26 protein-coding genes and 1 pseudogene are annotated in these 25201 nt (G+C 37.0%); 2 read left to right on the top strand and 25 right to left on the bottom strand.

What is annotated here, in order from left to right; translation table 11 throughout:
* Positions 1-36: 36 nt before the first annotated feature.
* The 20 genes and pseudogenes from DWZ63_RS14110 to DWZ63_RS14010 form a co-directional block, all read right to left on the bottom strand.
* Positions 37-351 (bottom strand): hypothetical protein, encoded by a 315-nt coding sequence (locus DWZ63_RS14110; RefSeq protein WP_055940457.1) that lies wholly within the window; start codon positions 349-351, stop codon positions 37-39.
* Between the two features lie 97 nt (positions 352-448).
* On the bottom strand, positions 449-757 hold the full coding sequence (locus tag DWZ63_RS14105; RefSeq protein WP_055940454.1) for a hypothetical protein: 309 nt from the start codon (positions 755-757) through the stop codon (positions 449-451).
* A gap of 28 nt (positions 758-785) precedes the next feature.
* Positions 786-1727 (bottom strand): site-specific DNA-methyltransferase, encoded by a 942-nt coding sequence (locus DWZ63_RS14100; protein WP_055940450.1) that lies wholly within the window; start codon positions 1725-1727, stop codon positions 786-788.
* The gene (locus DWZ63_RS14095; RefSeq protein WP_055940447.1) at positions 1712-2476 is read right to left on the bottom strand and encodes a hypothetical protein; all 765 of its coding nucleotides are present in this window, start codon (positions 2474-2476) and stop codon (positions 1712-1714) included. The genes DWZ63_RS14100 and DWZ63_RS14095 overlap by 16 nt, the downstream gene beginning before the upstream one ends.
* A 1110-nt stretch (positions 2477-3586) precedes the next feature.
* Complete coding sequence (locus DWZ63_RS14085; protein WP_055940444.1) at positions 3587-3967, bottom strand: hypothetical protein; 381 nt, start codon at positions 3965-3967, stop codon at positions 3587-3589.
* A gap of 351 nt (positions 3968-4318) precedes the next feature.
* On the bottom strand, positions 4319-5179 hold the full coding sequence (locus DWZ63_RS14080; RefSeq protein WP_055940441.1) for an FRG domain-containing protein: 861 nt from the start codon (positions 5177-5179) through the stop codon (positions 4319-4321).
* 16 nt (positions 5180-5195) lie between these two features.
* A complete protein-coding gene (locus DWZ63_RS14075) occupies positions 5196-5405 on the bottom strand; it encodes a hypothetical protein (RefSeq protein WP_055940439.1) in 210 nt (69 codons plus the stop codon).
* Between the two features lie 109 nt (positions 5406-5514).
* On the bottom strand, positions 5515-5982 hold the full coding sequence (locus DWZ63_RS14070; protein WP_118500215.1) for a GNAT family N-acetyltransferase: 468 nt from the start codon (positions 5980-5982) through the stop codon (positions 5515-5517).
* A gap of 1 nt (position 5983) precedes the next feature.
* A complete protein-coding gene (locus DWZ63_RS14065; RefSeq protein WP_118500214.1) occupies positions 5984-6670 on the bottom strand; it encodes a GNAT family N-acetyltransferase in 687 nt (228 codons plus the stop codon).
* 20 nt (positions 6671-6690) lie between these two features.
* Positions 6691-7161: pseudogene (locus DWZ63_RS14060) on the bottom strand (M24 family metallopeptidase); the annotation flags it as partial.
* A 12-nt stretch (positions 7162-7173) separates the two neighbouring features.
* Positions 7174-7809 carry an NUDIX domain-containing protein gene (locus DWZ63_RS16240; protein WP_312032747.1) on the bottom strand — a complete coding sequence of 212 codons (636 nt, stop codon included), beginning with the start codon at positions 7807-7809 and terminating at the stop codon, positions 7174-7176.
* 21 nt (positions 7810-7830) lie between these two features.
* Positions 7831-8607: a Cof-type HAD-IIB family hydrolase gene (locus tag DWZ63_RS14050; protein ID WP_007882255.1), complete on the bottom strand. Its 777-nt coding sequence runs from the start codon at positions 8605-8607 to the stop codon at positions 7831-7833.
* 369 nt (positions 8608-8976) lie between these two features.
* Positions 8977-9474 (bottom strand): aminoglycoside nucleotidyltransferase, encoded by a 498-nt coding sequence (locus DWZ63_RS14045; protein ID WP_118500212.1) that lies wholly within the window; start codon positions 9472-9474, stop codon positions 8977-8979.
* A gap of 84 nt (positions 9475-9558) precedes the next feature.
* The gene (locus DWZ63_RS14040; protein WP_009247522.1) at positions 9559-11103 is read right to left on the bottom strand and encodes an ATP-binding cassette domain-containing protein; all 1545 of its coding nucleotides are present in this window, start codon (positions 11101-11103) and stop codon (positions 9559-9561) included.
* A 453-nt stretch (positions 11104-11556) separates the two neighbouring features.
* Positions 11557-11934: a TnpV protein gene (locus tag DWZ63_RS14035; RefSeq protein WP_009247523.1), complete on the bottom strand. Its 378-nt coding sequence runs from the start codon at positions 11932-11934 to the stop codon at positions 11557-11559.
* Between the two features lie 26 nt (positions 11935-11960).
* Positions 11961-13121 carry a plasmid recombination protein gene (locus DWZ63_RS14030; RefSeq protein WP_009247524.1) on the bottom strand — a complete coding sequence of 387 codons (1161 nt, stop codon included), beginning with the start codon at positions 13119-13121 and terminating at the stop codon, positions 11961-11963.
* Positions 13122-13455: 334 nt separating this feature from the next.
* A complete protein-coding gene (locus DWZ63_RS14025; RefSeq protein ID WP_009247525.1) occupies positions 13456-14610 on the bottom strand; it encodes an AAA family ATPase in 1155 nt (384 codons plus the stop codon).
* Entirely contained in the window at positions 14600-14935 is a 336-nt protein-coding gene (locus DWZ63_RS14020) for a hypothetical protein (RefSeq protein ID WP_009247526.1), read from the bottom strand. The genes DWZ63_RS14025 and DWZ63_RS14020 overlap by 11 nt, the downstream gene beginning before the upstream one ends.
* Positions 14925-16016: a site-specific integrase gene (locus tag DWZ63_RS14015; protein WP_009247527.1), complete on the bottom strand. Its 1092-nt coding sequence runs from the start codon at positions 16014-16016 to the stop codon at positions 14925-14927. Before DWZ63_RS14015 ends, DWZ63_RS14020 begins: the two co-directional genes overlap by 11 nt.
* Complete coding sequence (locus DWZ63_RS14010) at positions 16017-16205, bottom strand: transcriptional regulator (protein WP_009247528.1); 189 nt, start codon at positions 16203-16205, stop codon at positions 16017-16019.
* A gap of 448 nt (positions 16206-16653) precedes the next feature.
* Here DWZ63_RS14010 and DWZ63_RS14005 point away from each other — a divergent pair, with 448 nt between their 5' ends.
* Positions 16654-17184: a helix-turn-helix transcriptional regulator gene (locus DWZ63_RS14005; protein ID WP_009247529.1), complete on the top strand. Its 531-nt coding sequence runs from the start codon at positions 16654-16656 to the stop codon at positions 17182-17184.
* Between the two features lie 292 nt (positions 17185-17476).
* Here the strand turns inward: DWZ63_RS14005 and guaA are convergent, their stop codons facing one another.
* The 4 genes from guaA to DWZ63_RS16165 form a co-directional block, all read right to left on the bottom strand.
* Positions 17477-19021: a glutamine-hydrolyzing GMP synthase gene (gene guaA, locus DWZ63_RS14000; RefSeq protein ID WP_055940433.1), complete on the bottom strand. Its 1545-nt coding sequence runs from the start codon at positions 19019-19021 to the stop codon at positions 17477-17479.
* Positions 19022-19376: 355 nt separating this feature from the next.
* Positions 19377-19787, bottom strand: a complete 411-nt coding sequence (locus tag DWZ63_RS13995; RefSeq protein ID WP_118500211.1) for a (deoxy)nucleoside triphosphate pyrophosphohydrolase — start codon at positions 19785-19787, stop codon at positions 19377-19379.
* A gap of 46 nt (positions 19788-19833) precedes the next feature.
* Positions 19834-21255, bottom strand: coding sequence for a DUF3427 domain-containing protein (locus tag DWZ63_RS13990; protein ID WP_118500210.1), 1422 nt, complete (start codon positions 21253-21255; stop codon positions 19834-19836).
* Positions 21252-21380, bottom strand: a complete 129-nt coding sequence (locus tag DWZ63_RS16165; RefSeq protein WP_279217389.1) for a hypothetical protein — start codon at positions 21378-21380, stop codon at positions 21252-21254. Before DWZ63_RS16165 ends, DWZ63_RS13990 begins: the two co-directional genes overlap by 4 nt.
* A 180-nt stretch (positions 21381-21560) precedes the next feature.
* Between DWZ63_RS16165 and DWZ63_RS13985 the strand changes: the two genes are divergently transcribed.
* A complete protein-coding gene (locus DWZ63_RS13985; protein WP_118500209.1) occupies positions 21561-22943 on the top strand; it encodes a CapA family protein in 1383 nt (460 codons plus the stop codon).
* Positions 22944-23297: 354 nt separating this feature from the next.
* On the opposite strand, the gene DWZ63_RS13980 is transcribed toward DWZ63_RS13985, so the two are convergent.
* Positions 23298-25085, bottom strand: a complete 1788-nt coding sequence (locus DWZ63_RS13980) for a methyl-accepting chemotaxis protein (RefSeq protein ID WP_118500208.1) — start codon at positions 25083-25085, stop codon at positions 23298-23300.
* Positions 25086-25201: the final 116 nt, after the last annotated feature.

Below are 25201 nucleotides of genomic sequence, written 5' to 3'. Positions count from 1 at the left end.
GCATAAAGAGTAAAATAATATTTATGCTAAGTTATTTTATAATGTACGCCTGAGTTTTTTGCGCTTACGATGATTCAGCGACCATGATTCAAATGGCTTAATTGAAAGCTGTTTTGATAAGATATTAAGCTCAATATTAACAATATCAGGTTCATTATCTAATATTACATTAGCATAGTGAGAAATGTTTTTTCTTTCATTGAAATCAAATGAGCAGTATAGCTTAAAGAAAGAGTCTAATTCTGCACCAATACTTTGTATTAATAAGGCATATTCATTTGAAAATGTAGAAAAATTTGAAGTAGATAACTCTACATAATTAAATGTAGTCATTAATTTTTTCTCAAGCATTAAGTAGTATCCCCAAAAATTGTTTAGAAAATCTTGTCTACGCATCCTATTTATTCCATTCATTAAACTGATTTTTTTATGAAATTCATATATGGAATTATTTTATTGCATTCAATATGGTCTGTATCATTGGCAGATTGAATAGAATATATGAAGTAATAAGGGCTAGAAAAATACCTACTGCAGAAGAAATCAAGGTTTTGTTTTCTTCATAGCGTGTAAATGAGAGTATGAATTCAGAAATACCCTGAAAAATATCAGTTAGAATCAATAAGATAAGTGCAATAATAAGTATATACACAAGATTTCTGTATTCTTGTGTATCTGTAACATCATTTGGAAATTGTCCTGCTATTAATACAAAAGTATTTAGAATTAATACAAGTAAATTTAGTATTCTAATCATTTAATTGCCTCCTTTCGCAACTTTACTATTATATAGCTACACCATATTGATCAAAAATCCATATTTGACCAGTTTCAATCATTTTTGTTAAATATTTTTGCTTTACTTCCTCTAAAAACTCAGTAATAGCATCCGGATGATTTTTCAAAAACAATTGTATATGATTTTCAATATACTCTATTCTAACATTTGCATCATTTAAATCATTTGGACATCTTTTCATTTTCTCATCAATACTATCAAATCCTTTAAACTCTTCAAGTAGGCGTTCTTCCGTCATCTCTATATATTCTGGATTTATATCTATGCCAACACCCCTACGATTCGTCTGCTGACATACTCTTAAACATGTCCCTGAACCGACAAAAGGATCCACAACTACATCATTTTCTTTACTTGAAGCCAATATCATTCGTTCATACAATCCTTCTGGCTTCTGTGTAGGATGTTTTTTTCGATTTTTGTTACAATAATGCATATGAGAAAATTCCCAAACATTTCCAGGATTCGCACCTCGCATATTATTTACCGATCGATAATATTTTTGCGGAACTCGTATTGCATCTAAATCAAATACAAACTTTTTTGCATTTTTTGTAAACATTAAAATATCATCATGTCTCGGACTAAACCCCTTTGTTTTACCAATTCCTTGTGTATAATACCATGTAATCCAGCTATTAAATGTCATGCCCAATTCTTGTTCCAAGATAATATATATATAAGAAATATATTTCATTCCCATGAATATATATATTGTACCATCAGGCTTTAAAACCCTCTTCGCCTCTTTTAGCCAAAGGCGACTAAACTCAAGATAATCTTCAAACTTTAGTTTATCCTGGCTAGTTCCATAATCTTTATTTAAATTATACGGAGGATCTGTTACTATAAGATTTACAGACTCATTTTCCATTTTCTGGAGTTCTGCAATGGCATCTCCACAGATTGCTTCTATTCTTTTATCCATTTATTTTTCTTTGCCTCATTATAAAAATCTTCTATAGTTCTTTTTGAACTATGTAAATATTTACTATCCAACAATTGACACATTTCCCATGTTGTTCTGTATTGATATGTAATATAATGGATATCTTTTATCTGTATTTGTCCAGTTCCTAATGCTGGATTATAGTTAATATCTGCATCACTAATAAATTTCAAATCATATGCGTTATAATCAACAATTTCCATGATTCCATCCATTAATTTTGTTTTTTCGTTTCTTTGAACATATACTTTATGTTTAATTGAAAGAATTACAAACATAAAATCTGGATCTTTTACATATGCAGTTCTAATTCTACTAAAACTTGTAATATTAGGTCCCTTTCCGCTATTAGGAATATCATCTGCTGTAGCCTTAACATCAACATTTCCAGTAATAACTCTATTACATTTCTTGAACTGCAATATGATATCTGCCATTCCTAAACGTTCTTGTGCCTCAACATTTATAAGCTGAAATGGATTATTCATATCATCACGAATACCTGCAAATACTTCCCCCGCCCATGCTTCAATCATTGGGCCTGCAATTTTGTTTATATTTTCTAATGGCAATCCCATTCTAAGATTTGTGTTAATAACAATTCGATTATCTCCCTTTTGTCTCTGCCTATCCAAAATTTGTGTTATCTGTTCAATAACAAATTCACTATCTTCTTTATATGATTCTGACTCTACAGGTACTTTAAAGTTCATATCTTCGTATTTCATTTTCTACCTCTTCTGATGTTCAAATACTGTTCTTATAATTGTATTGAATAACATTTTTTACTGAATTATTCTTTATAATATTACCATGTATTCTTTATTTCAGCAAGCCTATACCATTCTCTATCAGCAGTGAAGAATAAATTTTTGTAATCATCTACAATATCTCATTTTTTTACAATATTTTTCTATTTCAACATTTCCACATTGATTTCATGCCTTTATCCACAGTCACAAGATATAGTTTCCCATATTTTATATGGATTTTTTTATTTATTTTAAAACTTTTTCTGCACCTACCGCAGATACACTGTTTTTACTGGTACTTTCAATATTGGCTTTGGAATCAGTTCATTCAATAAGATTCCTGTATCAGCATTTTTTATCTGGAATAACTAAGAAATCTTTAAATGCTTTTTATCATGCATGTTCTTATGCTAAAAGAGAATTTTATTGTTTATAATACTAGCAATCTGAAATAGTAGAAATATTGTGGGGGGGGGCTTTTTAATAACTTAAAAGTGGCATAAATAAATGATTTGAGTGGGGCAGCAGAACAATTTTATAAAATGTAATGAGAAGGAACCCGTTAGAAATTGGTGCGATCACGAAAGATGAGTACAATGAATGAAGGTTATAATTATCCGGCGAAGGTATAAGAAACTGGATAATTGCATATTTTAATAATGGAGATAAGGGGAAAGGAAAAGGTTTTTCTTGAAATCATGAAACAATCGTGTTATATTATTAGTAGAAAAGATGCCACCGATAGACGGTTGGCCCAGTAAATTATAAGTGAAAATAGCCGCTCAGTTTACCAGACCGGGGCGGCTATTTCTGTGTCTTATCAGTATCCTTACCAAGGGAATATCCTAATCCAAAGCTTACCACTGCGATAAAATCAATAATACTCATTGGCTCAGCCCTCCTTTCGTCAGATTCCCAAATGGGTTTCTATGTAATCGGAGGGTCACAGTCCCTCCGGAGAGGGCCAACCGCCTACCGTTATGGTGGCATCCAATAAAATTCTAACATATCGTATCGCTTTTTTCAATTATACTTTTAAAATCCGCACGATCTGCACAATTCCAAAATGCAAGGGGAGATGGAACATTACATTTCTTTGGATTCCCAGAGATATTTTGCGCCATCTAACAGTGTAATAAGTGCTTTTAGCATAGCTGTGAAATCTTCCTGCAATTCGTTGATCTCATCTTGAAATAAAGCGACGTCTTTGGGTATAATCTCCTGACTGTCGAAAGAGAAGATGTTTTGCTCCAGATCAAGAAGTCGCTGGTACAGTAATTCGACTTCATCAACTAAAGGAAGGATCGTCTCCTTTTTCCCGACAACACAGATACGGTCGTATAAGCAGCTTCTTGTATAAAAGATTTTCTTAGGAAGTCCGCTTGCTTTGATACGGGCTTCGATTTCTTTGCGCTCATATGGTGATGGGCGAAAACTGATTGTTTGGTTTTTATGCACATTGCTCATAGTCATTCATCCTGAATCAAATGGTGTGATTTATCATTTTGCGTGTTGTCTGTTCATGACCAGATACAACTCGTCGTGAATAGTAAAACAAGTAGATCATATCGAATAGCCAGTAGCAGAAATTGCTACTATTTTGCTACTAAAAATCTGCAAAATAGTGTGTAACAGCAGGAATATGCAACAAAAATCAGAACATTTACCGCAAAATACGAAAGAATATTACGGGATGACTAAACCCCCGGGACGAGTTTGAATAATTTTTAAAAGCTCGCAAAGCCTAGTAAAATTGGCATTTGCGAGCTTGATTTTTGCCTTGTGGTACTATTTTGGTACTAAACAGTAATTATTAGATTAGTCAGTCAATATTTGGATTGATCCAAATTGACGAACGATACTGGGATTTTCTTCTGGATATTCTTTTAACAGTATTTTGTAGCCAGAATCAAAATAGGCTGCAGGGAATAGACTACTAACTGTTAGAAATTCATTTGTACCAAGCCATTTAAATCCTAATTTTGAAGGTATTTTCGCAATGCCAATTATAAGATCACTATAATCAATGGGATATGTATTGGTTTTACGAAGCATATATGCATGTTGTGCATGAGGTCGTAAGAAATATGATGGAAGAGATTTTCTTAAATCAACTAAACGCGACTTTTTGCCTTCGTATACTCCTTTGTATTCAGAAACAGTTATTGCGTCTGTGGCTACAAGAAGAATATATGAGTACTCATTTGGGGTTTTGTAAAAATAAACATACTCATGAGAATTTATTACTTCAGATTTAGCTTGGTGAAGTGCAAACCATAGGGCAACCCAAACATTATCCACTACGTCAATATGAGATGTTTTGATTCCGTAATGCTGTAGTAGAGGTTCTAAAATTTTGCGATCATATTGTTTAAAAGATTTAATGTTTCTTTGAATGAAATTCATCTTTTGGTTATAGCTTGCGGTGATTGAATCAAAACGTGTGCGACCTCTGTATAAGGAAGGTGTGAGCGAACCATTGAAAAGGTCTGTTTGTCCACGTAAGAATACATTGTGTTCCAAATTATTCATATACTTGCCATAGCCAATAAATTGTGTTAAGTCATGAACAGTTTCGATAGTGTAGATGTTAATTGATTCACCACATGATAATATTATCGGTTCAAAAGTAATGTTTGAAGGCGTTTTTTTCTCAAAATTTAGTACTTTGTAGAGCATAGTTAAATCTCCTTTCTTATGCCTGAGGCCATGTAATTTTCCATTCAAAATATTCATTTGGAGAAATCTCTCCGTTATTTAATTTCGTTTTTATTTCACACCATTCCGAAAGGAAATCATTTACCAATCCATATTCAAAAGTTAATGCGACAGGTGAGCCTGCACTTTCATAATCATCTTCATTGTAAGTTGGTCTGGCATCCTCGGAAGGTTTAGCTGGAGTCATTGCAGTCAGATGAATCAGGTTGCCGGGAGCTGTGTACTCTGGGAATCTTGTTCCTTTTCCACGGGCAGGAAGTGATGAGGCACTTTCTTCAGGTCTGTTACTTTATGCATCATACCAGCTCCATTTCATCTTCCATTTTTACAAATCCATATTTTTCATACAATGGCCGCCCCATATCTGTTGCCTCTAAGGCTATCTGCGACACGCCCTGTTCCCTCGCATCATTTACCAGTAAATCCAATGTATGAAATGCAATCCCCTGTCTCCGATATTCCGATGCTGTATACATATTCATAATATAAGCCTTTTTACCTGTTGGATTATGGTAGGTCGGCATAACCTGATAAAAACTCAATCCACCAGCTCCGATAAACTTTCCGTTATCATACACCAAATATGCAATATGCTCACCGCTTTCCAACGCACGCCTATAATAGGCATATGATTCTTCCTCAACAACAGACATATCCTCATCATCTGACAACTTATTTGCTGCACGAAGGACAATTATTCTTGTTCTTACCAATTCATCTATATCTTCCATTGTTGCTCTTTTACATTTAAATCTTTCTACCATCCTACACCTCTACCAGCAAAGACTCTCCTTTTGAATAATCTCCACTTATCCATTGCCATTGTTCAGAAAGTTCTATTTTCTCGTTTTCTTGTACAGTTGGCACACTATGGCACTTACCTGTCTTTATTTGCATATTCTGATTCATGTGGTGATACACAAAATCAAGTTCCCCATTACATAAAACCGATCCAATCAACGAACCTTTTAATATATCTCCACCGCTATATTCAGTCCACAATAGATTTCCATTCTGATGATATGTAAAGTTGGTCTGTTCACCAACCTCACCGTTTTCAGAATTCATTTTGGGAATAAATTTTCTTCCATCATAATTTATATCTGTCGAGATTTTATGAAGTTCCTTTTCCATAACCTCATACGCAAGTATTACTCCATTTTCTACAGGATAACGCTCATGCATTACAGTCACAAATCCGAGCTTTTCATAAAGGGCTGCCACCGGAAGTGACGCATCCAGATATGTCTTATCAAATTTTTCGCCAATCTGTTCTTCAATATTTTTCATAATAAAAGTGCCATATCCCTTTTTCTGGTGTTCCGGAAGGACATAAACTCTTGTAATGTGATCATCCACAAAACAACCTGTTGCTACGATTGTTCCATCTATTTTTAGTACACTTACATAACCATTTTTAATATCCTTTTCTATAGCATCCTCTCTAATCATTTTTTCATCCAATCTATATCTTAAAGTTCCATCAACCCGTTTTCGTCAAAGTAATAAATATTCTCTTTCTTATGTCCATACTTTGAATCTGGAAATGCTATGTGCGGTTCAAATGTAAAATATTTTACATCAGCAAGTTTGGTCATATTACCTTTTTCAATGTAAACTCTATCACCTTTGGTTTTTACAATGGAATGCCCCAGATTGCCCATAAAATCAAGATTCACAAATCCATTTTCTACGATGTACCTATTCATATGATAGTACAATTCCTCAAAGGTTGTTTCCTTCGTGGCAAAACGCAATAATTCTATATGTAATTTTTCTTCCATCTGCAGACCGCTTTTCCATTCCGGATTTTCAATCAGCCCTATATCCTCTACAACCTTACCATTTCCCACAATAATAGTTCTCGCATAATCTCCCCAGATATTCCCCATCTGCGGACTTAAATCAATGGTTATTATATCGTTGTTTCCTATAACTCTATTCGAAGTTACATACTACTTACCAGATACAGAAACAGTTGTTTCATCTCCTGCAAATACAAATGCACCAACATCCCAATACCAGAACGAATCTGCACCCAACTCTAACAGTTTTTCCTCACAAAACTTTCGGATCTCAAGTAAATTCATTCCCGGCTTGATAATTTTTTTAATGTATTCTATAGTCTGTTTCGCTACCAGCTGTATCCGACTGTAAGACTGCCTTTCTATCTGCAGATACTTTTCAATCAATTTAGGCTGAATCAACGGATACGTCCAGTTTTGGGGCAACTCATCCATAAGCTCAACCTTCTCTATCTCACTTTCCAGCTGGCCTGAAAATTCCGTTATTTCCGCAAAACATAATAATCCAAATGTTTCCTCACCGGTCTCATTTACACTATTCTTACCCTTGACGGAATAAACGCATATTGGCTTAATATCAAACTGTATGGCACCTGTTTCTTCCTGAAGTTCTCTCTTAGCAGTTTCCAAAATATCCTCTCCAGTTTCTCTATGCCCTCCCGGCACTTCATATGTATCTCTTTCTTTATGCTTGCAAAATACCCACTTGCCGTTACTCTGTGAAATAATTACTGCAAATTTCAATAGTTCGTCATTAACTGTATCATAAAATCTTACTTCCACCATATTTCCTCTCCATGTACATATCTATAATATTTCATTCTCAATAAAATCCGCAATTCCCTCTTCATCATTTGAACCAATTACAATATCCGCTCTCTCTTTTACCTCATCAATCGCATTCCCCATTGCAACACCTGTTCCACATAATTCAAGCATTCCGATATCTGCATAATCATCTCCAAATGCAATAATTGAATCTGTACTAAATCCACATACTTCCGTAATCTTCATAATTGCGTTTTCTTTCGTCACATTCTTTTTTGTAAACTTGTACCAAAATCCATCAGAGAAACGAATACAATCACAATCAGAGAGACTTCGAGCCAGCTTATCTGCCTTATCTTGATTAAATATCTCAACACACATTTTTAATGAACATTCGTTAAAATCTGAAAAATCTGTATAAATACTATCTCCCCAACTCTTATCTAACTTCTTAGGATCTATTTTATAATTCCAATAATGTGCATCTATTGTGTCTATCGTAATTTCGCAATCATTTCCACAAATATTTCTTGCCATGTCAATCATCACATTCGTTTCTTCTTCGGAAAATTCTGCCCTATAAATATATTCTGTTTTGTATTTTACTAATGCACCTCCACTCGATATTAAAATATCGGGCATCAATTCATTTAAAAATACCAAAGAGTTTTGCTCACTTCTGGAGGTGGAAACACCTATCAATATATCATTTCCCCTGCATTTTTTTAGAGCTGATAATGTTCTGGTTGATATTGTTTTGTCACTCTGTAATAAAGTTCCGTCTAAATCAAATAAAAGAAGTTTGCATTTCTTCATATCATTTTTTCCTTTTCATTCTTCTGAATAATTACATTTGCATCAATTACTCTCCCCACAAATAGAGCCAAACTAGAGCCATTTGATAAAACAAATGCCGGAAACCCGCATGAATACAGGCTTTCGGCATTTCTGTCCGTTATTCAAACTCTACAAAGACTAACGCTTTTTGTTTAGGAATTATTCTCTGTAATGTTTCTCGTTCTTTTGATTATTTGATATATCCATATTATCCTGCCTATACGAGCTAATGTTATCATTTTGTTATCGGCATTGATAACACCTACTCGATAACTGTGGATAATAACTATATGTAGCATGTCAAATTATAAGCTATTTTGCTTAGAGATTCAACACAAAACTGAAATTTTACTTTTCCTTATATTCATCTGGTATTGCTATTTGAAATTTTTCACACAACAGCATCACATCATGCACATCATTTTTATCGTGTTCATATCCCAAATGAAGCATTACCTGACTCAATGGTTCAATACAAGAAACAGTTATATCTCCAACTTTTCCAATACCGGAAAAAGTTTTTGATGGAAATATATCTCCCTCATAAACAATTCCGTCATCTGTAAATTCAAAACAATGTAAATCAATGATTCTTTGTTTATCATCTTTCCAGACAGTATGACCATCCGTTGTATAATCAGTATTTACTTCCTCAAATCCATGCTGCTTAATCACATAAATATAATCATGATAATGTTTCAGTTCAACAAACAAATCAATATCATTGTGTATTCTTGATTCTCTTTTAAGAAGTGCATCAACACCCCATCCGCCATCTAAATATACTTTAATTTCGTTTTGCAAAGCATATTTTATAATTTCACATGCATCTTCTGTACGTACCATAATCTATCCTCCAAATTCAAATCTTTGTATGCTTTCCAACTCACTAAAAGCCTGAAATTTGTCAGTCTTTCATCCTTTTTGTTATCAATCACCAATTAGCTGTAATCCATTAGGATTTAGCTGATATATTTTATCGCACACCTCTTCAATATACTTTCTATCGTGAGAAATGCTAATGACAGCCCCCGGAAATTCTCGGAGCATTTTTCTTATTACCGGACCGGACAATGGTGAAAAATTTCTTGTCGGTTCATCCAGAATAAGAACATTTGCACCACTTAAGCTCATCCTCAAGAGAAGCACTTTCGCCTTTTGTCCGCCTGATAACTCCCGAATCGGATGCTCCATTTCATCTGGTGTGTATTTAAGTGAACCAAGGTATGTTCTAATTCTTGTACGCTCTTCTTTATCTCCTGTTTTATCAAGGTAATCAACCGGTGTAACATCCAAATCCAGCAGGTCTTCATAAGTTTGAGGCATATATTCTGCTTTAATGTCATTCCGATTTAGGAGTTCTTCCGCTATCTTTTTTAGAAGAGTCGTTTTTCCTGCCCCGTTGGCTCCTATCATACAGATTTTTTCTGAACCTTTTATTTTTAAATGAATTCCTTCTGCTAAAATTCTTTTGCCATCCGGAGTCACAAGCTTTGAAAGTTCATATTCTATGACCGTTTTTCCTGCGGGAATGTGTGAGTTTTCATCCCCTAATTTGACAAAGATTGCTTCTTCCTGTTCCGGCATCTGAGTCATATTTTCATCTTCTTTTTCAAATCTTCGTTCCATTGCCTTAACCGTATGCATTTTGTCCTTTAAGTTTTTGGCAACAGACGGTGCTTGTCTGGTACAACTTCTTAATGCACCTTGTACACTCTGCATAACTCTTTGATATTTTTCATCGCGAATCTTTTTCTCCCTACGGTCACTCAGTGCCCGCTGTTTTTGGATTTCAAATTTATGAAGCCGTTCTTCCACATAGCGTCTATAGGGAAGCTTTGCCACGGTATATCTCGCCTTTGTTTTTCGTATAATCTGCTCGATATGTATCACCATGTTGGCAGTACGCTCTATCAGCGTTTCATCGTGTGAAATAAAAAGCACAATGTGCTTCCAGTCATTTATGATTTTTTCCAGTAATGTAAGCGTCGCAATGTCGATGTCATTGGAAGGTTCGTCCAACAACAGCACAGAAACATCGCGAATGAAAAGCCTCATAAGTTGTGTCTTGACTTTTTCGCCTCCTGAAAGACTACCCATTGTCTGGTTACTGTAGAAAAAATCATTTTTCATTCCAAATTTTCCCGCAATAACAGACAATTCTTTAGGCGTTTTCTCCCAGAATATTTCCTCTTCAGAAAAATATTCGTATATTGTTTTTTCCTTATCTTCATCGAGCATCTCCTGCGGAAGATAACCAAGACGTTCGTGTCCCATTATCCTTTCCCCATCTGCTTCTATATAGTTTTCTACAAGCGACGGATTGTATATCCACTTCATTAATGTCGATTTCCCATTTCCCTCTTCTCCAATAATAACTGCCTTATCTCCATCATTTAGCACAAGGTTGAAATCATTAAGAATTATTCTCAGGTCTTTTTTATGTGTTAAATTTAATTTTTTTATCTGCAACATTAAAGTTTCTCCTTTTCGAAGTCTGAGCCAATTATTATTTTGAACACACAAAAACGAGTCTTTTTTGCATACGCAAAAATAGACTCGCTAAATAGACCCTTATTTCTTTTCCAAAAGGAAAACAAAGGAAATGCCTCTTGCGATAATCCAACTTAAGCGTACACAAAACAAACCTATTCTCTACAGGCTCAATAACTATATGTGTCTTACTTAAATCAAATTATCTATTAATCATTTCCTCACCTTACACAAAATGTGCCTTTCTTTCTTCTAATGGCAATACTATCATACTGTATTTTTTGTGTCAATACATTTCACCTTATGGAAGTGCAAATTAAAATTTTCACTTCCTAATTATACATCCAACCATTACGAAATTCAATCTTTCACAACCTCTTTACAACCACAACCACAGCACTCCAGCAAACGCAGGAGCACCATACCGTAAAACGCTTATGTGTAAATCAACTCCGTTCCTACAACTTCCCTCACACAAGCCTGAATATTATTCATTCTTCCAATCCATTCGTAGGGATTATCTTTCTTTAATTGTTCCGTCACATCTTGTCTGTCGGCATATTCCTTTACCAGTCGAAGAAACATATCCTCTGCTTGCTTATCGACTTCTGCAAGATAACTATGCAGCTTTCCGCTTGTCAGCAGGTTCATATATAACACTTTATAGTGTTCCTTTAAATGCCTTGCATGTCGTTTCCCCCATAAACCAATCGGCTCTATTTCTTCTTCGGCTGGTACTGTGATGTTCGGCAATAAATAATCACCCACCTGTCTATAAGTTCCGCCCATTTCTTCAAAAATTGTCTTTGTCATTTTCCTTTTCCTCCTGTGATTTTTGTCTATCGTGATCGTGTATTATCACGCTTGCGACCTTTAACTGTTCTTGCCTGCTCCAACAAATCATCTATCTGTTTGCGACCAAAAACCTTACGGAGCAGGCTGTAATCTTTATTTTCTGCTTTTAGGATTTTGTTTTCTTCGGTCAATCTTTCATTGACTTTCTCCAAACGCTGATTGGTGCGGTATAACTGTGCATTCGCTGTATTCAGCCTATGATAGTTGTCCCACCCCTCAAAGCAGCGGGCAAGCACCGTTTTGACAAGTTGCTTCAATTTCCTTACAACCGGCTCTGCCATTTTGGTTTTATATGCCTTTGCAGTCATAAATTTCTCTGGTTCTGGCAACTGATATTTCGGTGCAGTATCAAGCTCTATTTCAAGATTTGACAGCTCGTCTTTTGCCTTATCATAGTTCAATACTCGTTCCGACAACACATCAAATTCAATCTGTTTCTGCTCGATTTTCGCACCTAATGCCGCCACTTCTTTTTCTCTTTCCTGCTTTTTATAATCCAAAACAGAAAGATGTTTTTCGTGTGTGCCTAAATGTTCCCACTCAATCCCATAACGTTCCATCACCGCCGCAAGCTGTTCTTTTTCGGACTGTATCCATTGCGACCACTCCGTATCGCCACGACTGCCGCCCTTAAAACCTTGCGTTGCAAGAGCCTGCTTTAGTGACACTCTTGTATCAAGTCCACGCTTGCTGCCTGTGGTAAAAGGTACAAAATCTATGTGCAGATGTGGTGTAGCTTCATCCATATGCAGATGAGCCGAGAACACCCGAAGCTGTGGATTTCGCTCCTGAAAACCCTGATAGTATTCATCTAAAATCTGCTTTGCCAGTTCTCCGTTTTCCGTATCGGCGTTCATATTTCCCTTACCGCCCACCTGTAAAATGATTTCGTGGAACGGTTTTTCCTGCTTGGAACTTCGGATTTTTTCATAATAATCTTTTATCTTTCGGTCTGACCTTATCTGCTTGGCATTGTATCTTTCCAATGCTTCATCAAACAATTCGTGATAAACTGTCTTTATATTTTCATTGCAGTAGTCGATATTGAGATGAGTACGAGTTCCGTCTACATTTTCTGCTCGGAACTTTCGGCTATTGTGATTGACCGAGCCTTTACCGACCATTGCACTTATCGTTCTCTGCATTTTTTCATCTCCCATCTGTAAATTTCAACATTCTCAGGTTTTGTTACTTTTGTCAAAAGTAACGCAAAAGCACTTTTGACGGGTACACCCATCAAAAATGCGACCTGTAAACAGGTTTTGCGTTCTCCGAAGGCTCTCCGAGGGGTGAGCGTGTGCCGGTGGCACACACGCCTGCGAACCGACCGAGCCAGCAGGCGAGACCAAAGAGCCGCCTTTGAAAAGGCACTCTCTGCACACTCCCCTAAACTTTATCCGGTGTCAAAGTGTGACGATGGTGACAATGTTTTTCACAGCGTGCTGCTCTCAAAAACATTGACACCTTTGACACCGTTTGTCACGCCGTCTGCTCGGTTTCTTTCCAAAGTGAAACCTTTCTTCCGTCGTGTGTGCGGCTGTTCTGATAACGGATACCGTAATCACGAAACAGCCTGCTTGCGTTGATACTGAGCCTTAAAGAAAGTACATTCGGCTTTATATCCACCGCAAGCCTTTCGCAAAGTTCCGAAGCAGTTCCTTCCCATCTGTCACTTTCCGAAAAGAGCGTATCCGCTATCTTCTCAAGCAGAGGTTCGGGCGGTTCTTTCCACATCTCCGTTTCCGATTTTGCAAAGTTCCACACCAATCGCTCGCTGTCCCTTACAAGATGGATTTTCATATCCTGCTGGTCTCTGCCAGCAACATCAAGTGTGGCATTGTTGGAAGTACGCTTGTCCTTACTGAGAACAAATGCACCGTCTGCCGCACCCATCAGACCATTCGTGCCTGAAATCATATCGAATATATCTTCCGATTTTTGTTTGCGTGTATGATGAACAATAAGCATTGAAACCTTGTAACTGTCTGCCAACGCTTTCAGCCTTGCCACAACATCATAATCACTTGCGTAGCTGTAATCTGCTCCGCCTGCTTCACGCACACGCTTTAAGGTGTCTATGATAATCAAGCCTGTGTCTGGGTGTTCCCTCATAAACCCTCTTATCTGTTCTTCCAGTCCGCCATTGACCGTTTTACATTCCGTTGCGAAATACAGATTGCCTGTCTCCTTTGCACCGAACATCTGAAACAATCGCTTCTGCAAACGTGGGTAATCATCTTCAAGGGCAAAATAAAGCACCGTTGCCTTACGCACCTTATACTCCCAAAGCGGTGTGCCTGTGCTGATATGATAGGCAAGCTGTGCCATCATAAAGCTCTTTCCCACTTTCGGGGAACCTACGAAAAGGTAAGTTCCCCTTTGGAGCAGACCGTCGATAAGTGGTGTCTGAACCTCAAACACCGTATCATACAGCGTTGTCATTGATACTGTTTTCAGATAGGAAGGGTCTAACTGTCTGAGTATTTCCCTTTGCATTTCTTCAAAAGATTGCTCGTACCCCTTGAAATCCGTATCCTGATTGACTATACTATTGTCAGTACATTTGGAAAGTGACTGTTCCGCATCTGTTGCCGCAGATACATTTGGAATAGTCATTTCTTTTTTATTCTCCATTCGCATCCTCTCCTTTCAAACCGCCGAGAATAATGGAAATCAGTTCTATTACACTCAGCAGTTCATCATCCACACCTTTTCCTGCTTCAATCCTTTTCAGTTCCGCAAGGACTGTGGCAAATTCCGTTTTCAACGCCTTATACACTCTCGGATTGCCCTGTACCACCACATCCTGATTTAAGCAACGGCGGTAACAATACTCCTGTTTTGGCAATCCTGATAGAGCTACAGCTCTGTTAATGAGTTCGTTTTCTTCGGGCGATACTCGAAACCCTACTGTGATATTCCTCCAACGATTTTTGTTATCTCTGTTCTTAGCTGACATTTTCAAAATCTCCTTTCCCTAAATCATCTAATTTTTCTGCCATCTCAATCTGCTTTGACGGAAAGAGGTGTGCGTACTGATAAGTAATATCAATACTTTCGTGACCAACTCGGTCAGCAATCGCCACCGCAGAAAAGCCCATATCAATCAAGAGTGAAATGTGGCTGTGACGGAGATCGTGAATGCGGATACGCTTCACGCCTGCCGCCTTTGCCCCTCTGTCCATCTCGTGATGAAGATAGCTTTTCGTCACCGTAAAGATACGGTCTTTCTTCTTCAATCCGTAAAGCATACCGAGATATTCTTTCATTTCCTCACACAGAAACTTCGGCATTTTAATCGTGCGGTTGCTCTTTTTCGTTTTCGGAGAAGTAATCACATCCTGCCCTTTCAAACGCTGATAGGATTTATTGATTGTGACTGTTTCCTTATCAAAGTTGAAATCTGCCGGAGTCAAAGCTAACAGCTCGCCCTCTCGGATACCGCACCAGTAAAGCATTTCAAACGCATAAAAGGAAACAGGCTTGTCCATCATCTCAAAAGAGAATTTCTTGTATTCTTCCTTTGTCCAGAACAGCATTTCCTTGTGTTCCTCACGTCCCATATTTCCCACCTTTGCCGCAGGATTGGAACGCAGTTCATAGTAGCGGACAGCGTGATTGAAAATGGCGGACAACTGATTGTGCAGCGTTTTCAGATACGTCTGTGAATAAGGCTTTTTCTTCTCATCACGATAGGCAAGCATTTCATTCTGCCAAGTAATAATCTCCTTTGTGGAAATCTCGCTGATTTTCAGTTTCCCGAAATACGGAAGTATCTTTGTGCGTATGATATGCTCTTTGGTAAGCCACGTGTTTTCCTTCAAACGGTTCTTCACATCATTGATATAAAGCTCCGTAAAGGCTTCAAAACTCATATCAAGGTCTGAAGAAGTCTGCAATTTGAACATTCTTTCCCATTCCTGTGCTTCTCGTTTGGTAGCAAAGCCACGCTTGCATTTCTGCTTGCGTTCCCCTTTCCAGTTCACATACCTTGCCATCACATACCAAGTACCGTTATCTTCATTCTTAAATACCGGCATTTACATTTCCCCCTTTCCTGCTCCGTAGAGCCTTTCGTAAAAATACTGGCGATTTACACGCCCTGCAATCGTAATAAAGCCCTTTGCTTTCAATTCCTCATTTAATTGTCTGATGAGTTTATATGCATAAGGTTTTGATACGTTTAGTTCCTGAGCCACATCTTCGGCTCGGATAAATCTGTTTTCCATATCCTTTTTCTTCCTTTCTTAAAATAATTTTTTGCTTGCCGCTTTCTCCGTGTTAAAGTTCCAACAGGCACTCCTGCTTGTCGGCAGGCGCTGTGCTGTCCCAATGCACCGCAGTACATCAGGCGCTCGCTCGTATAGGGGTTCCCGAAAAGTCGGAGACTTTTGGGGAAGAGGAGGAGCAGTGCAGCGAATGAGCTTTTGTGCTTGCACACAAGCGAACGATACGGAACTTGCTCCGACGAGGTCTTGGCGGTTTGGCTTTTCGGACGGTCATTCAGTTGTCGCATTAAGCATATTTGTTTAATTCGTAATTTATTTTACTAAACATATTTGCTATTGTCAAGTGGTTGCAAAGAAAATATTAAACATTTTTGTTTCGGTTTTTCTTGACTTCCACTAAACATTTCTGCTATACTTATTTCACTAAATATAAAAGGAGCGTATCATTATGGCTATCAGCGAAAGAATACATTTTTTCAGACTAATGCGTGGTATGACACAAAAGTATCTCGGTACAGCAATCGGTTTTCCAGAAAAGAGTGCTGATGTGCGTTTGGCACAGTACGAAACTGGTACACGCAAACCGAAAGCAGACCTTACAAATGCATTGGCACAGGTGCTTGATGTTTCTCCACAGGCTCTTGATGTTCCTGACATAGACAGCTATATCGGTCTTATGCACACTCTGTTTACCCTTGAAGATATTTACGGTCTTACTGTCAGTGAAGCAGACGGAGAGGTATGCTTAAAGGTCAACAAGGACAAAGGCAGAGAAGCATATGAACTCCTCAAAATGCTGTATGCTTGGAAAGAACAGGCAGACAAGCTATCTTCCGAAGAAATCAACAGAGAAGAATACGATAACTGGCGTTACCATTATCCAGAGTTCGACACCACACAGCGTTGGGCAAAAGTTCCATCACAGGAATTAAGTGACGCTCTCGTGGAAGCATTCAAAGACCACTTGAAAGATAAATAAGCACCTACAGGACCTGCCACTGGCAGCTCCCTACAGATGCTTTGGCAACGACAAAAAAGCCCTTAACTATGGTTATTAACCACAGCTAAGGGCTTAGTTTATAATATGGAATTTGTTCAGAGCCAAGCTCCGAACTTTAGTCTGCAAGCCACCTGTTAATTGTTCCGTTACCCATAAACCACTGGATAACAAGAATAATGGCACTTGCTATGACTGTTATCAATTTGTTATCAAAAGACTAATCGAAATCGCTGAAACCCGCATAAACACTGGCTTTTTTAAGCAACTCGATTTATTCAAACTCTATCGTTCCAGGTGGCTTACTCGTCAGATCATAAAATACTCGATTGACTCCTTTCACCTCATTTATAATTCTACTCATTACTTTCTGAAGCACATCATATGGTATCTCGGCACTGTCCGCTGTCATGAAGTCTACCGTATTTACTGCTCTTAATGCTACTGCATAGTCATAAGTTCTCTCATCGCCCATTACACCTACTGAACGCATATTTGTGAGAGCGGCAAAATACTGTCCGATGCTGCGGTCAAGTCCTGCATTTGCGATTTCTTCGCGGTAGATTGCATCTGCCTCCTGAACTATCTTAACTTTCTCGGCTGTTACTTCACCGATAATTCTGATTCCAAGTCCCGGTCCTGGGAATGGCTGGCGGAATACAAGATTTTCAGGTATTCCAAGTTCAAGTCCTGCCTTGCGCACTTCGTCTTTGAAAAGATTTCTGAGTGGCTCTATTATTTCCTTGAAATCTACGAAATCAGGAAGTCCCCCTACATTGTGATGAGATTTGATTACTGCTGATTCTCCACCCAGTCCACTCTCTACCACATCAGGATAAATTGTTCCCTGTGCTAAGAAATCAACTGCTCCGATTTTCTTTGCTTCTTCTTCAAAGACACGTATAAATTCTTCACCAATGATTTTTCTTTTCTGCTCCGGTTCTGTTACACCTGCAAGCTTGTCATAATAACGCTGCTGTGCGTTTACTCTTATAAAGTTTAGGTCAAACTGACCGTTTGGTCCAAATACATTTTCTACTTCGTCACCTTCGTCTTTTCTGAGCAAACCGTGGTCTACAAATACACAAGTAAGTTGTTTTCCGATGGCTCTTGATAAAAGTCCTGCTGCCACCGATGAGTCTACTCCGCCTGATAATGCAAGTAAAACTTTTCCATCTCCTACTTTATTGCGTATTTCTTCTATTGATTCTTTTACAAATGAATCCATTCTCCATGTGCCTGCACATCCACATACTTCGCGCACAAAGTTGTAAATCATCTTTGTTCCGTTTTCTGTATGAAGAACTTCCGGATGGAACTGAATAGCATAGAGATTTTTGCTTACATTCTGTGCTGCTGCTATAGGACAATCGGCTGTCGAAGCTGTAACCTCAAATCCCGGTGCTGCTTCTGCAATTCTGTCAAAATGACTCATCCAGCATATGGATTTCTTTGGAAGATCTTTCTGAAGCACTGAATTGTCAGTAAAGTTAATCTCTGTCTTTCCGTATTCTCCGACCTCCGGAGTGATTACCTTGCCGCCAAGCACATGCATCATAAGCTGTGCACCATAGCAAAGTCCAAGTACAGGAATTCCAAGTTCAAATAATTCTTTTGAGTATGTTGGCGAATCTTCTTCATAACAACTATTTGGTCCACCTGTAAGAATAATTCCTTTAGGAGCCATCGCCTTGATTTCTTCAATTCCGGTACGATAAGAATATATTTCACAATATACATTGCATTCACGGACACGTCTTGCAACAAGCTGATTGTACTGCCCGCCAAAATCAATGACTATTACTTTTTCCTTATCCATTGATATTCATCCTGCCATTTATAAGTATTTTTTATAAATAGCTTTTCCTTTCCTTAATTTTCGTAAAACCCTTATTAACTATTATAAATTAGGCTCATAACAAAGACAAGAGTTAATTTTAATTTTCACATGACATTGGTAACAGTTCAGCTGCATAGCAGCGACTGACAGCTTGCTAGCAGGTTTACGGATGTAATAAATGAGGGGCTGAACTGTTACTGACATTGACTGTATATGTTATTGTTTACTTACAAACCTGACACTAGCCGTCAAAGTTATGCCAACAAAAACTCTCCAAAAATCAATGATACAGTACACTAATAAACAGCTTAAAATTACTATTTTAATATTCAATTTAAACTATCTGCCTAATTTTCTCCACCAGGCTAACATCTGCCGGCAACCATTCTACCTCATAAATCTGTTCCTTTTGAAGCCATCTTGCCGCCTCATGTTCTTTTAATTCAAGGTTTCCTGACACCACCTCACACCAAAAACATTGCATAGACAAATGAAATTTAGGATAATCATATTCTACGGTTTTTATGTAATCCCCTACTTTTATTTCCGTTGCAAGTTCCTCCATTATCTCTCTTTTTAATGCTTCCTGTGGTGTTTCTCCTTCCTCTACTTTTCCTCCCGGAAATTCCCAGCCTCCTTTAAATTCCCCATATCCTCTCTGCGTTGCAAATATTTTCTTTGGTGTATTTATATTGTCACATATTACTGCTGCAACTACATTTACTATCTTTTTATCTGTTTCCATAATCGATTTTCAATTCCTTTCCACAATTTAAATCATTTTTACATTCTTAATCCACAAAATACTCGTAAATATCCTCACGAACGGAATGTTCCAGCTTCATTTTAAAATTCATTATAGGAAGTTTCTGCCCCTTATCATTTTTTATTTCCGTCTGCATATAATCAACCGGAGAAACTTTTCCCATATAATAAAAATCTGTTCCTTCTCCATCACTTTTCTTGATAAATAAATATATTTTTAACCCGATTTCTTTATAATTTATAATCTTCTGACTCTCCGGACTTTCAAGACTTACCTTGCTTCTTGTCATCCAACTAAATAATTGATTATTAATAAACTGGTCTTCATATTTTGTGCTATTTGCAATGTCCTCTTTCTTCTCATATGTTACAAATATTGGACATGTATTATGCTTAATCCTGTAACCGTAAACTGTTGAGCTGTCATCATGTTCCCAATTTAATATCCTGCATACATCTTTTCTTGAATATTTTTCATATAATACAAGATTGTCCTCATCATGATTTTTAAATAAATCCTCGTAACGCCTCAAACCATATCTGACAAGACACTTCATTTCATTTACAAATCGGGTATTATTAAACAACGAATAAAAGAGTGTAGCCCGTCTTAACATCCCATTTTTTGCTTCATCCGTACTTATAAATTCTATGTCATTATACCGTTTTTTCTCTGCTGGTGCATTTACAAATACTTTTCCCAAAACATTTAATGCCGATACATAATCTGACTCACGATATTTCTCACCTTTTTCTTCGAGAAGTATTTTGTAAGTTTCCAAACTTATCTTTTCATTATTTAAAAGGCTGCTAATCATCAAAAGTTCATGTATCCTTTTTCCATTTACAAGCGATGATATAAATTCCAGTATTGCTTCCTCTTTATCGCTAAATGAAACAGTAAAGTCTTTATCTACTGATTTTACAAACTGGTCATATGATTTTGAATATTGAATAAACAACATCGGGTCAATCTCACCATACTCATAAAAATCAAATACATTTGGTATTCTGCCAAGTTTGTATTTTAGAGCAAAATATTTTTCACGCAATAAATTCTTTGTTGTTTTTGAACTGTCAATAGATTCAAATATTCTTTTTTTACTTATCTCATCAAAATGTATTGTAGACTCACCCGGAATTACTCTTGAGCCTTCTCTTACATATTTGCGGATTGTGTCCTTGTTATATGTTCTGTCACCTGACAATGCAATAGGAATCATAAAATTATTCATATAGTTTCCTATAAAATCAAGTATTACTACATATTCTTTGCCCTCATATTTTCTAAGACCTCGCCCCAACTGTTGTATAAATACTATAGGCGATTCTGTTGGTCTTAACATAACAACCTGGTTTACTGACGGCATGTCAACACCTTCATTAAATATATCAACCGTAATTATATAATCAAGTGCATTTTCAGATTCATCCTGTTCAAGCCTCAAAATAGCTTTTGATAATTATTTGAAATAAATTCCGGTCTATATGCAAGACTTGAATTGTTTGCATAATCGACAAATGCTGTATTAAGCCCTGCTTTAATCTTTTCTAAATTTGTATTTTCTTTCATAACAATTCTCATTTCTGCACACATTTTTCCTTATCAAGATTGTGTCAAGTGTGCTAAAACACAATCTTTCTATTACATATCCATTCTACCAATTTTCACCTTTTCAAGCAACCACAACCACTTTATGCTATAATACTCATAGGTAATTGTAAAAATTTCCACAAAAGGAGGTATTATAAATTGAAAAAGAAACATACAAACCACACATTGAAAAAGGCAATATCCCTAACTGCTGCCACAACAGTTTTATGCACCGGCATTTTTACACCTGATTTTTTCAGCACACAGTCTGTCACGGCGAAAACTATATCACAAAAAACAATTACTGTTACCGATAACTCTTCCTCTACGACAATTTTATGTACAAACATAATACAATCCATCGCCAAAGCAGTAGACACGAATACAACAAATACACCAACAAATGTGACTGCAAAATCTACAACTATCAACATTCAGGACACAATGTCTACAACAGACACAACTACTACAGAAGCCCCGGCTTCAACACCAGCAGCAACTAAGAAACCGACATCTACTAAAACACCGGCAACAACTAAAAAGCCGGCTGCCACAAAGAAACCTGTTGCCGCCAAAAAACCACAGAAAAAGAAATCCAACATAACTAAGATTACTATCAGTGCTGCCGGTGACTGCACTCTTGGTTCTGACTACAAATCGCCATCCGGTGTTAATTTCTATGCCAAGTACAATGAGAAAAAAGACCCGTCTTATTTTTTTAAGAATGTAAAGAGTATTTTTAAGAAAGACAACCTTACGCTTGTCAATTTTGAGGGTACTTTGACTAAGAGAAATACCCGTGCAGACAAGACTTTTGCTTTTAAGGGCAATCCGTCTTATCTCAAGATTTTACAGAAAGGCAATGTCGATGCGGTTTCTTTTGCAAATAATCATTGCCATGATTATGGCGAAGGCAGTTACAATGATACTATTGCTGTTTTTAAGAAAAATAAAATGCCTTATGCTTCTTATGGTAAAGTTTCCGTTTATAAGACTAATGGAAAGAAAATTGGCATGATTGCCGTTAATGGTCTTGATGGTGTTTCATCGAGCGAGCGTTTTATAAGCAGTGGCATTAAAAAACTGAAAAAGAAGAAAGCTGACCTTATCGTCGTGAGTATGCACGCCGGCATTGAAAAGACAAGTGTTATCAATGATGTTCAGAAAACTATCGCACACTATGCTGTTAAGAAAGGTGCAAATCTTGTCCTCGGCCACCACCCTCACACTTTACAGGGCATTGAGAAGTACAAGGGTGCATATATCGTTTACAGTCTTGCTAATTTCTGTTTTGGTGGAAATACAAATCCTGCCGACAAAGATACGATGATTTTCCAGCAGACTTTTACTTTTAAAAACAAGAAGCTTAAGAAAACTAAGGATACTAAGATTATCCCTTGCAAAGTTTCATCTTCAAACAGCATTAACAATTATCAGCCGACACCGGCTAAGGGTGCGGCTAAAAAGCGTATTATTGCAAAGATGAACCGTTTCTGCAAGCCTTATAATTTGAAATTTAAAAACAACGGAAAGCTTCGCTAAACAACCAAACCGAAAGTTGAAAGCAAAAAGTACTTCTTAACTGCAAAACAAAAAGATTATTAAAAACAAATGCACATAAAAGTTTTAGCTGCAAAAAAGATTGCTAAAAACAAATGCACATAATATTTTCGCTTGCTTAACAAAGGTACAATTATAACTGAAACCATAAACAAAACCAGCCGCCAAGTAATAAAAATCTTACCTGGTGGCTGGTTTATTTTTTCATACGATAATTTTCTTAGATAATCTGCTTTATCTTTATCTGATAATATTATCCTATGGCATTGATACCTATTTTTACATTATCAGACACATAACAGTGTGGATTGCAAATATCCGCCTGTTGGCTGATTTTTATACCACAAATCTGCTCATATCATTTACAAGGGCTTCTGCCTGCTGTTCCATCTCATCACAACTCTGTGCAACACCTGTCATAAGAGCTTCAAGTTCCTGCGAAGATGCTGTTACTTCTTCTGTCGATGCTGCCGTGCTTTCCGTTCCTTTTTCTATGTTTGTTACCTTAACTGATATATCCTGAACGGTTTCCGCCATATTTTTTGTTATTCTATTTACATCAACCAGCTTTTCGTTTGTAAATGAAATTCCACTAAATACCTTATCAAACTGTTCTATTACCTGATGGGTATATGCAGCATTTTCCTTGTTGCTGTCGACTACATCTTCTATGTCATTTTTACATTCTTCAAAACTCTTTGTCAGAGAATCTATTATTTCTTTTATGTTACTTAACTCAGATGATGTATTTTCTGCAAGCGTCTTTATATTACCTGCTACGACCGCAAATCCGTGTCCTGCTTCTCCTGCACGTGCTGCTTCTATACTTGCATTTAATGATAACAGATCCGTCTGCGATGCTATTTCTTCTATCACATTAAGTATTTCTGTCATGTGTTTTATGGCATCATTCGTGTTGTTTATCTTTGTGGCAATTCCTGAAATCTGGCTTGTCATTCCCTGACTTCCTGCACTCATAAGTTCAACTTTTTCTTTCATCTCATTACTTGAAACATTAAGTTCATCTACATATTCGCTAATATTATTTACACTGTCGCTCATTTCCACGCCACCCTCTGACATGACTCCGACATTTTTAACTATTTCACCAAGAAGATCCGCCTGATTTGTAACATCCGTTGCTACATGTTCAATAGCTTTTGCAACCTGCGATGTTGCGGACAATGCTGTCTCCGTCTTATCTTTTATTGCATCACTATTATTTTTTACCATATCGGCTGTATCTTTTGCTTTTGATATACTTCCTCTAAAAGACCCTATAGCAATGTTTGTATGCTCAACCATCTGACCAAGCTCATCTGATCTCTTTATAACGGTCTCATCAAGACTGCTTGATAAATCACCATGTGCAACTGATTCAAGTTTACTGCGTACTTTCTCGATTACTTTAACAAGCCGCTTTATGATTACATATGAAATGACAAGCATCACAAGAACCAAAACTATACCAACAACAATAAGGAAATTTGCAGAACCATTGAATATTTTAACTATTCTTCTTAATCCGTCTGATTTATTTACAATTTCGTGAATATCATCGGAGTATATTCCTGTTGTAATAACCCAGTTCCATTTATCAAATTTCTGACTGTATGCAACTTTTGGTGCTACTGTTTTTCCGTCAGATTTTGTAAAATAAAACTCATTAAATCCGCCGCCCGACTCGGCAGTTTTCATAATAGACTGAATTATCTTCACACCATTCTTGTCCGTGAGGTCATATCTGTTTGTCCCCTCCTGTTCAGGCAGGATAGGATGCATGACAAGATTATAATCAGTGTCATCAACCCAGAAATACCCTGAATCATCATCACCATAGCGGAGATTACGCAATGCTTCAAGAGCATCCTTCTTTGCAGTTGCCTCGTCAATCTTTCCCGAATCACTAAGATTATAATAATACTCAATAGAACTTATCGCCGACTGAACCTCTGATTTTACCTCTGTCTTATATGACTGTAATGTATTTTCATACAAGACATCTTTCATTCTGTCCTCAATATTGCCAAATATCATAACAGTCAAACCTACTAATACAAGGCAGGTGATAAATACGATACCGGCAAAAAATACGCTCAATTTTCTGGCAAGTGATTTTTTCATACCTAGTTTTCCTCCTTACTGCCATAGTTTTGTTTTTATAATATGTGTATAATTATACTACCTGTTTTTCAAAAAATCTACACTTTTTTGCCATTTTCACCCATTAATTTGATTAT

This window comes from Clostridium sp. AF34-13 (assembly GCF_003477845.1).
Lineage (GTDB): Bacteria > Bacillota > Clostridia > Lachnospirales > Lachnospiraceae > Butyribacter > Butyribacter intestini.
The sequence above is the reverse complement of the archived record's forward strand: the minus strand, read 5'-3'. Positions and strand labels throughout refer to the sequence as shown.

Coding starts and splice junctions, on each gene's coding strand:
- DWZ63_RS14110 (WP_055940457.1), bottom strand. CDS start 351: ATGCTTGAGAAAAAATTAATGACTACATTTAATTATGTAGAGTTATCT.
- DWZ63_RS14105 (WP_055940454.1), bottom strand. CDS start 757: ATGATTAGAATACTAAATTTACTTGTATTAATTCTAAATACTTTTGTA.
- DWZ63_RS14100 (WP_055940450.1), bottom strand. CDS start 1,727: ATGGATAAAAGAATAGAAGCAATCTGTGGAGATGCCATTGCAGAACTC.
- DWZ63_RS14095 (WP_055940447.1), bottom strand. CDS start 2,476: ATGAAATACGAAGATATGAACTTTAAAGTACCTGTAGAGTCAGAATCA.
- DWZ63_RS14085 (WP_055940444.1), bottom strand. CDS start 3,967: ATGAGCAATGTGCATAAAAACCAAACAATCAGTTTTCGCCCATCACCA.
- DWZ63_RS14080 (WP_055940441.1), bottom strand. CDS start 5,179: ATGCTCTACAAAGTACTAAATTTTGAGAAAAAAACGCCTTCAAACATT.
- DWZ63_RS14075 (WP_055940439.1), bottom strand. CDS start 5,405: ATGACTCCAGCTAAACCTTCCGAGGATGCCAGACCAACTTACAATGAA.
- DWZ63_RS14070 (WP_118500215.1), bottom strand. CDS start 5,982: ATGGTAGAAAGATTTAAATGTAAAAGAGCAACAATGGAAGATATAGAT.
- DWZ63_RS14065 (WP_118500214.1), bottom strand. CDS start 6,670: ATGATTAGAGAGGATGCTATAGAAAAGGATATTAAAAATGGTTATGTA.
- DWZ63_RS16240 (WP_312032747.1), bottom strand. CDS start 7,809: ATGGTGGAAGTAAGATTTTATGATACAGTTAATGACGAACTATTGAAA.
- DWZ63_RS14050 (WP_007882255.1), bottom strand. CDS start 8,607: ATGAAGAAATGCAAACTTCTTTTATTTGATTTAGACGGAACTTTATTA.
- DWZ63_RS14045 (WP_118500212.1), bottom strand. CDS start 9,474: ATGGTACGTACAGAAGATGCATGTGAAATTATAAAATATGCTTTGCAA.
- DWZ63_RS14040 (WP_009247522.1), bottom strand. CDS start 11,103: ATGTTGCAGATAAAAAAATTAAATTTAACACATAAAAAAGACCTGAGA.
- DWZ63_RS14035 (WP_009247523.1), bottom strand. CDS start 11,934: ATGACAAAGACAATTTTTGAAGAAATGGGCGGAACTTATAGACAGGTG.
- DWZ63_RS14030 (WP_009247524.1), bottom strand. CDS start 13,121: ATGCAGAGAACGATAAGTGCAATGGTCGGTAAAGGCTCGGTCAATCAC.
- DWZ63_RS14025 (WP_009247525.1), bottom strand. CDS start 14,610: ATGGAGAATAAAAAAGAAATGACTATTCCAAATGTATCTGCGGCAACA.
- DWZ63_RS14020 (WP_009247526.1), bottom strand. CDS start 14,935: ATGTCAGCTAAGAACAGAGATAACAAAAATCGTTGGAGGAATATCACA.
- DWZ63_RS14015 (WP_009247527.1), bottom strand. CDS start 16,016: ATGCCGGTATTTAAGAATGAAGATAACGGTACTTGGTATGTGATGGCA.
- DWZ63_RS14010 (WP_009247528.1), bottom strand. CDS start 16,205: ATGGAAAACAGATTTATCCGAGCCGAAGATGTGGCTCAGGAACTAAAC.
- DWZ63_RS14005 (WP_009247529.1), top strand. CDS start 16,654: ATGGCTATCAGCGAAAGAATACATTTTTTCAGACTAATGCGTGGTATG.
- guaA (WP_055940433.1), bottom strand. CDS start 19,021: ATGGATAAGGAAAAAGTAATAGTCATTGATTTTGGCGGGCAGTACAAT.
- DWZ63_RS13995 (WP_118500211.1), bottom strand. CDS start 19,787: ATGGAAACAGATAAAAAGATAGTAAATGTAGTTGCAGCAGTAATATGT.
- DWZ63_RS16165 (WP_279217389.1), bottom strand. CDS start 21,380: ATGAAAGAAAATACAAATTTAGAAAAGATTAAAGCAGGGCTTAATACA.
- DWZ63_RS13980 (WP_118500208.1), bottom strand. CDS start 25,085: ATGAAAAAATCACTTGCCAGAAAATTGAGCGTATTTTTTGCCGGTATC.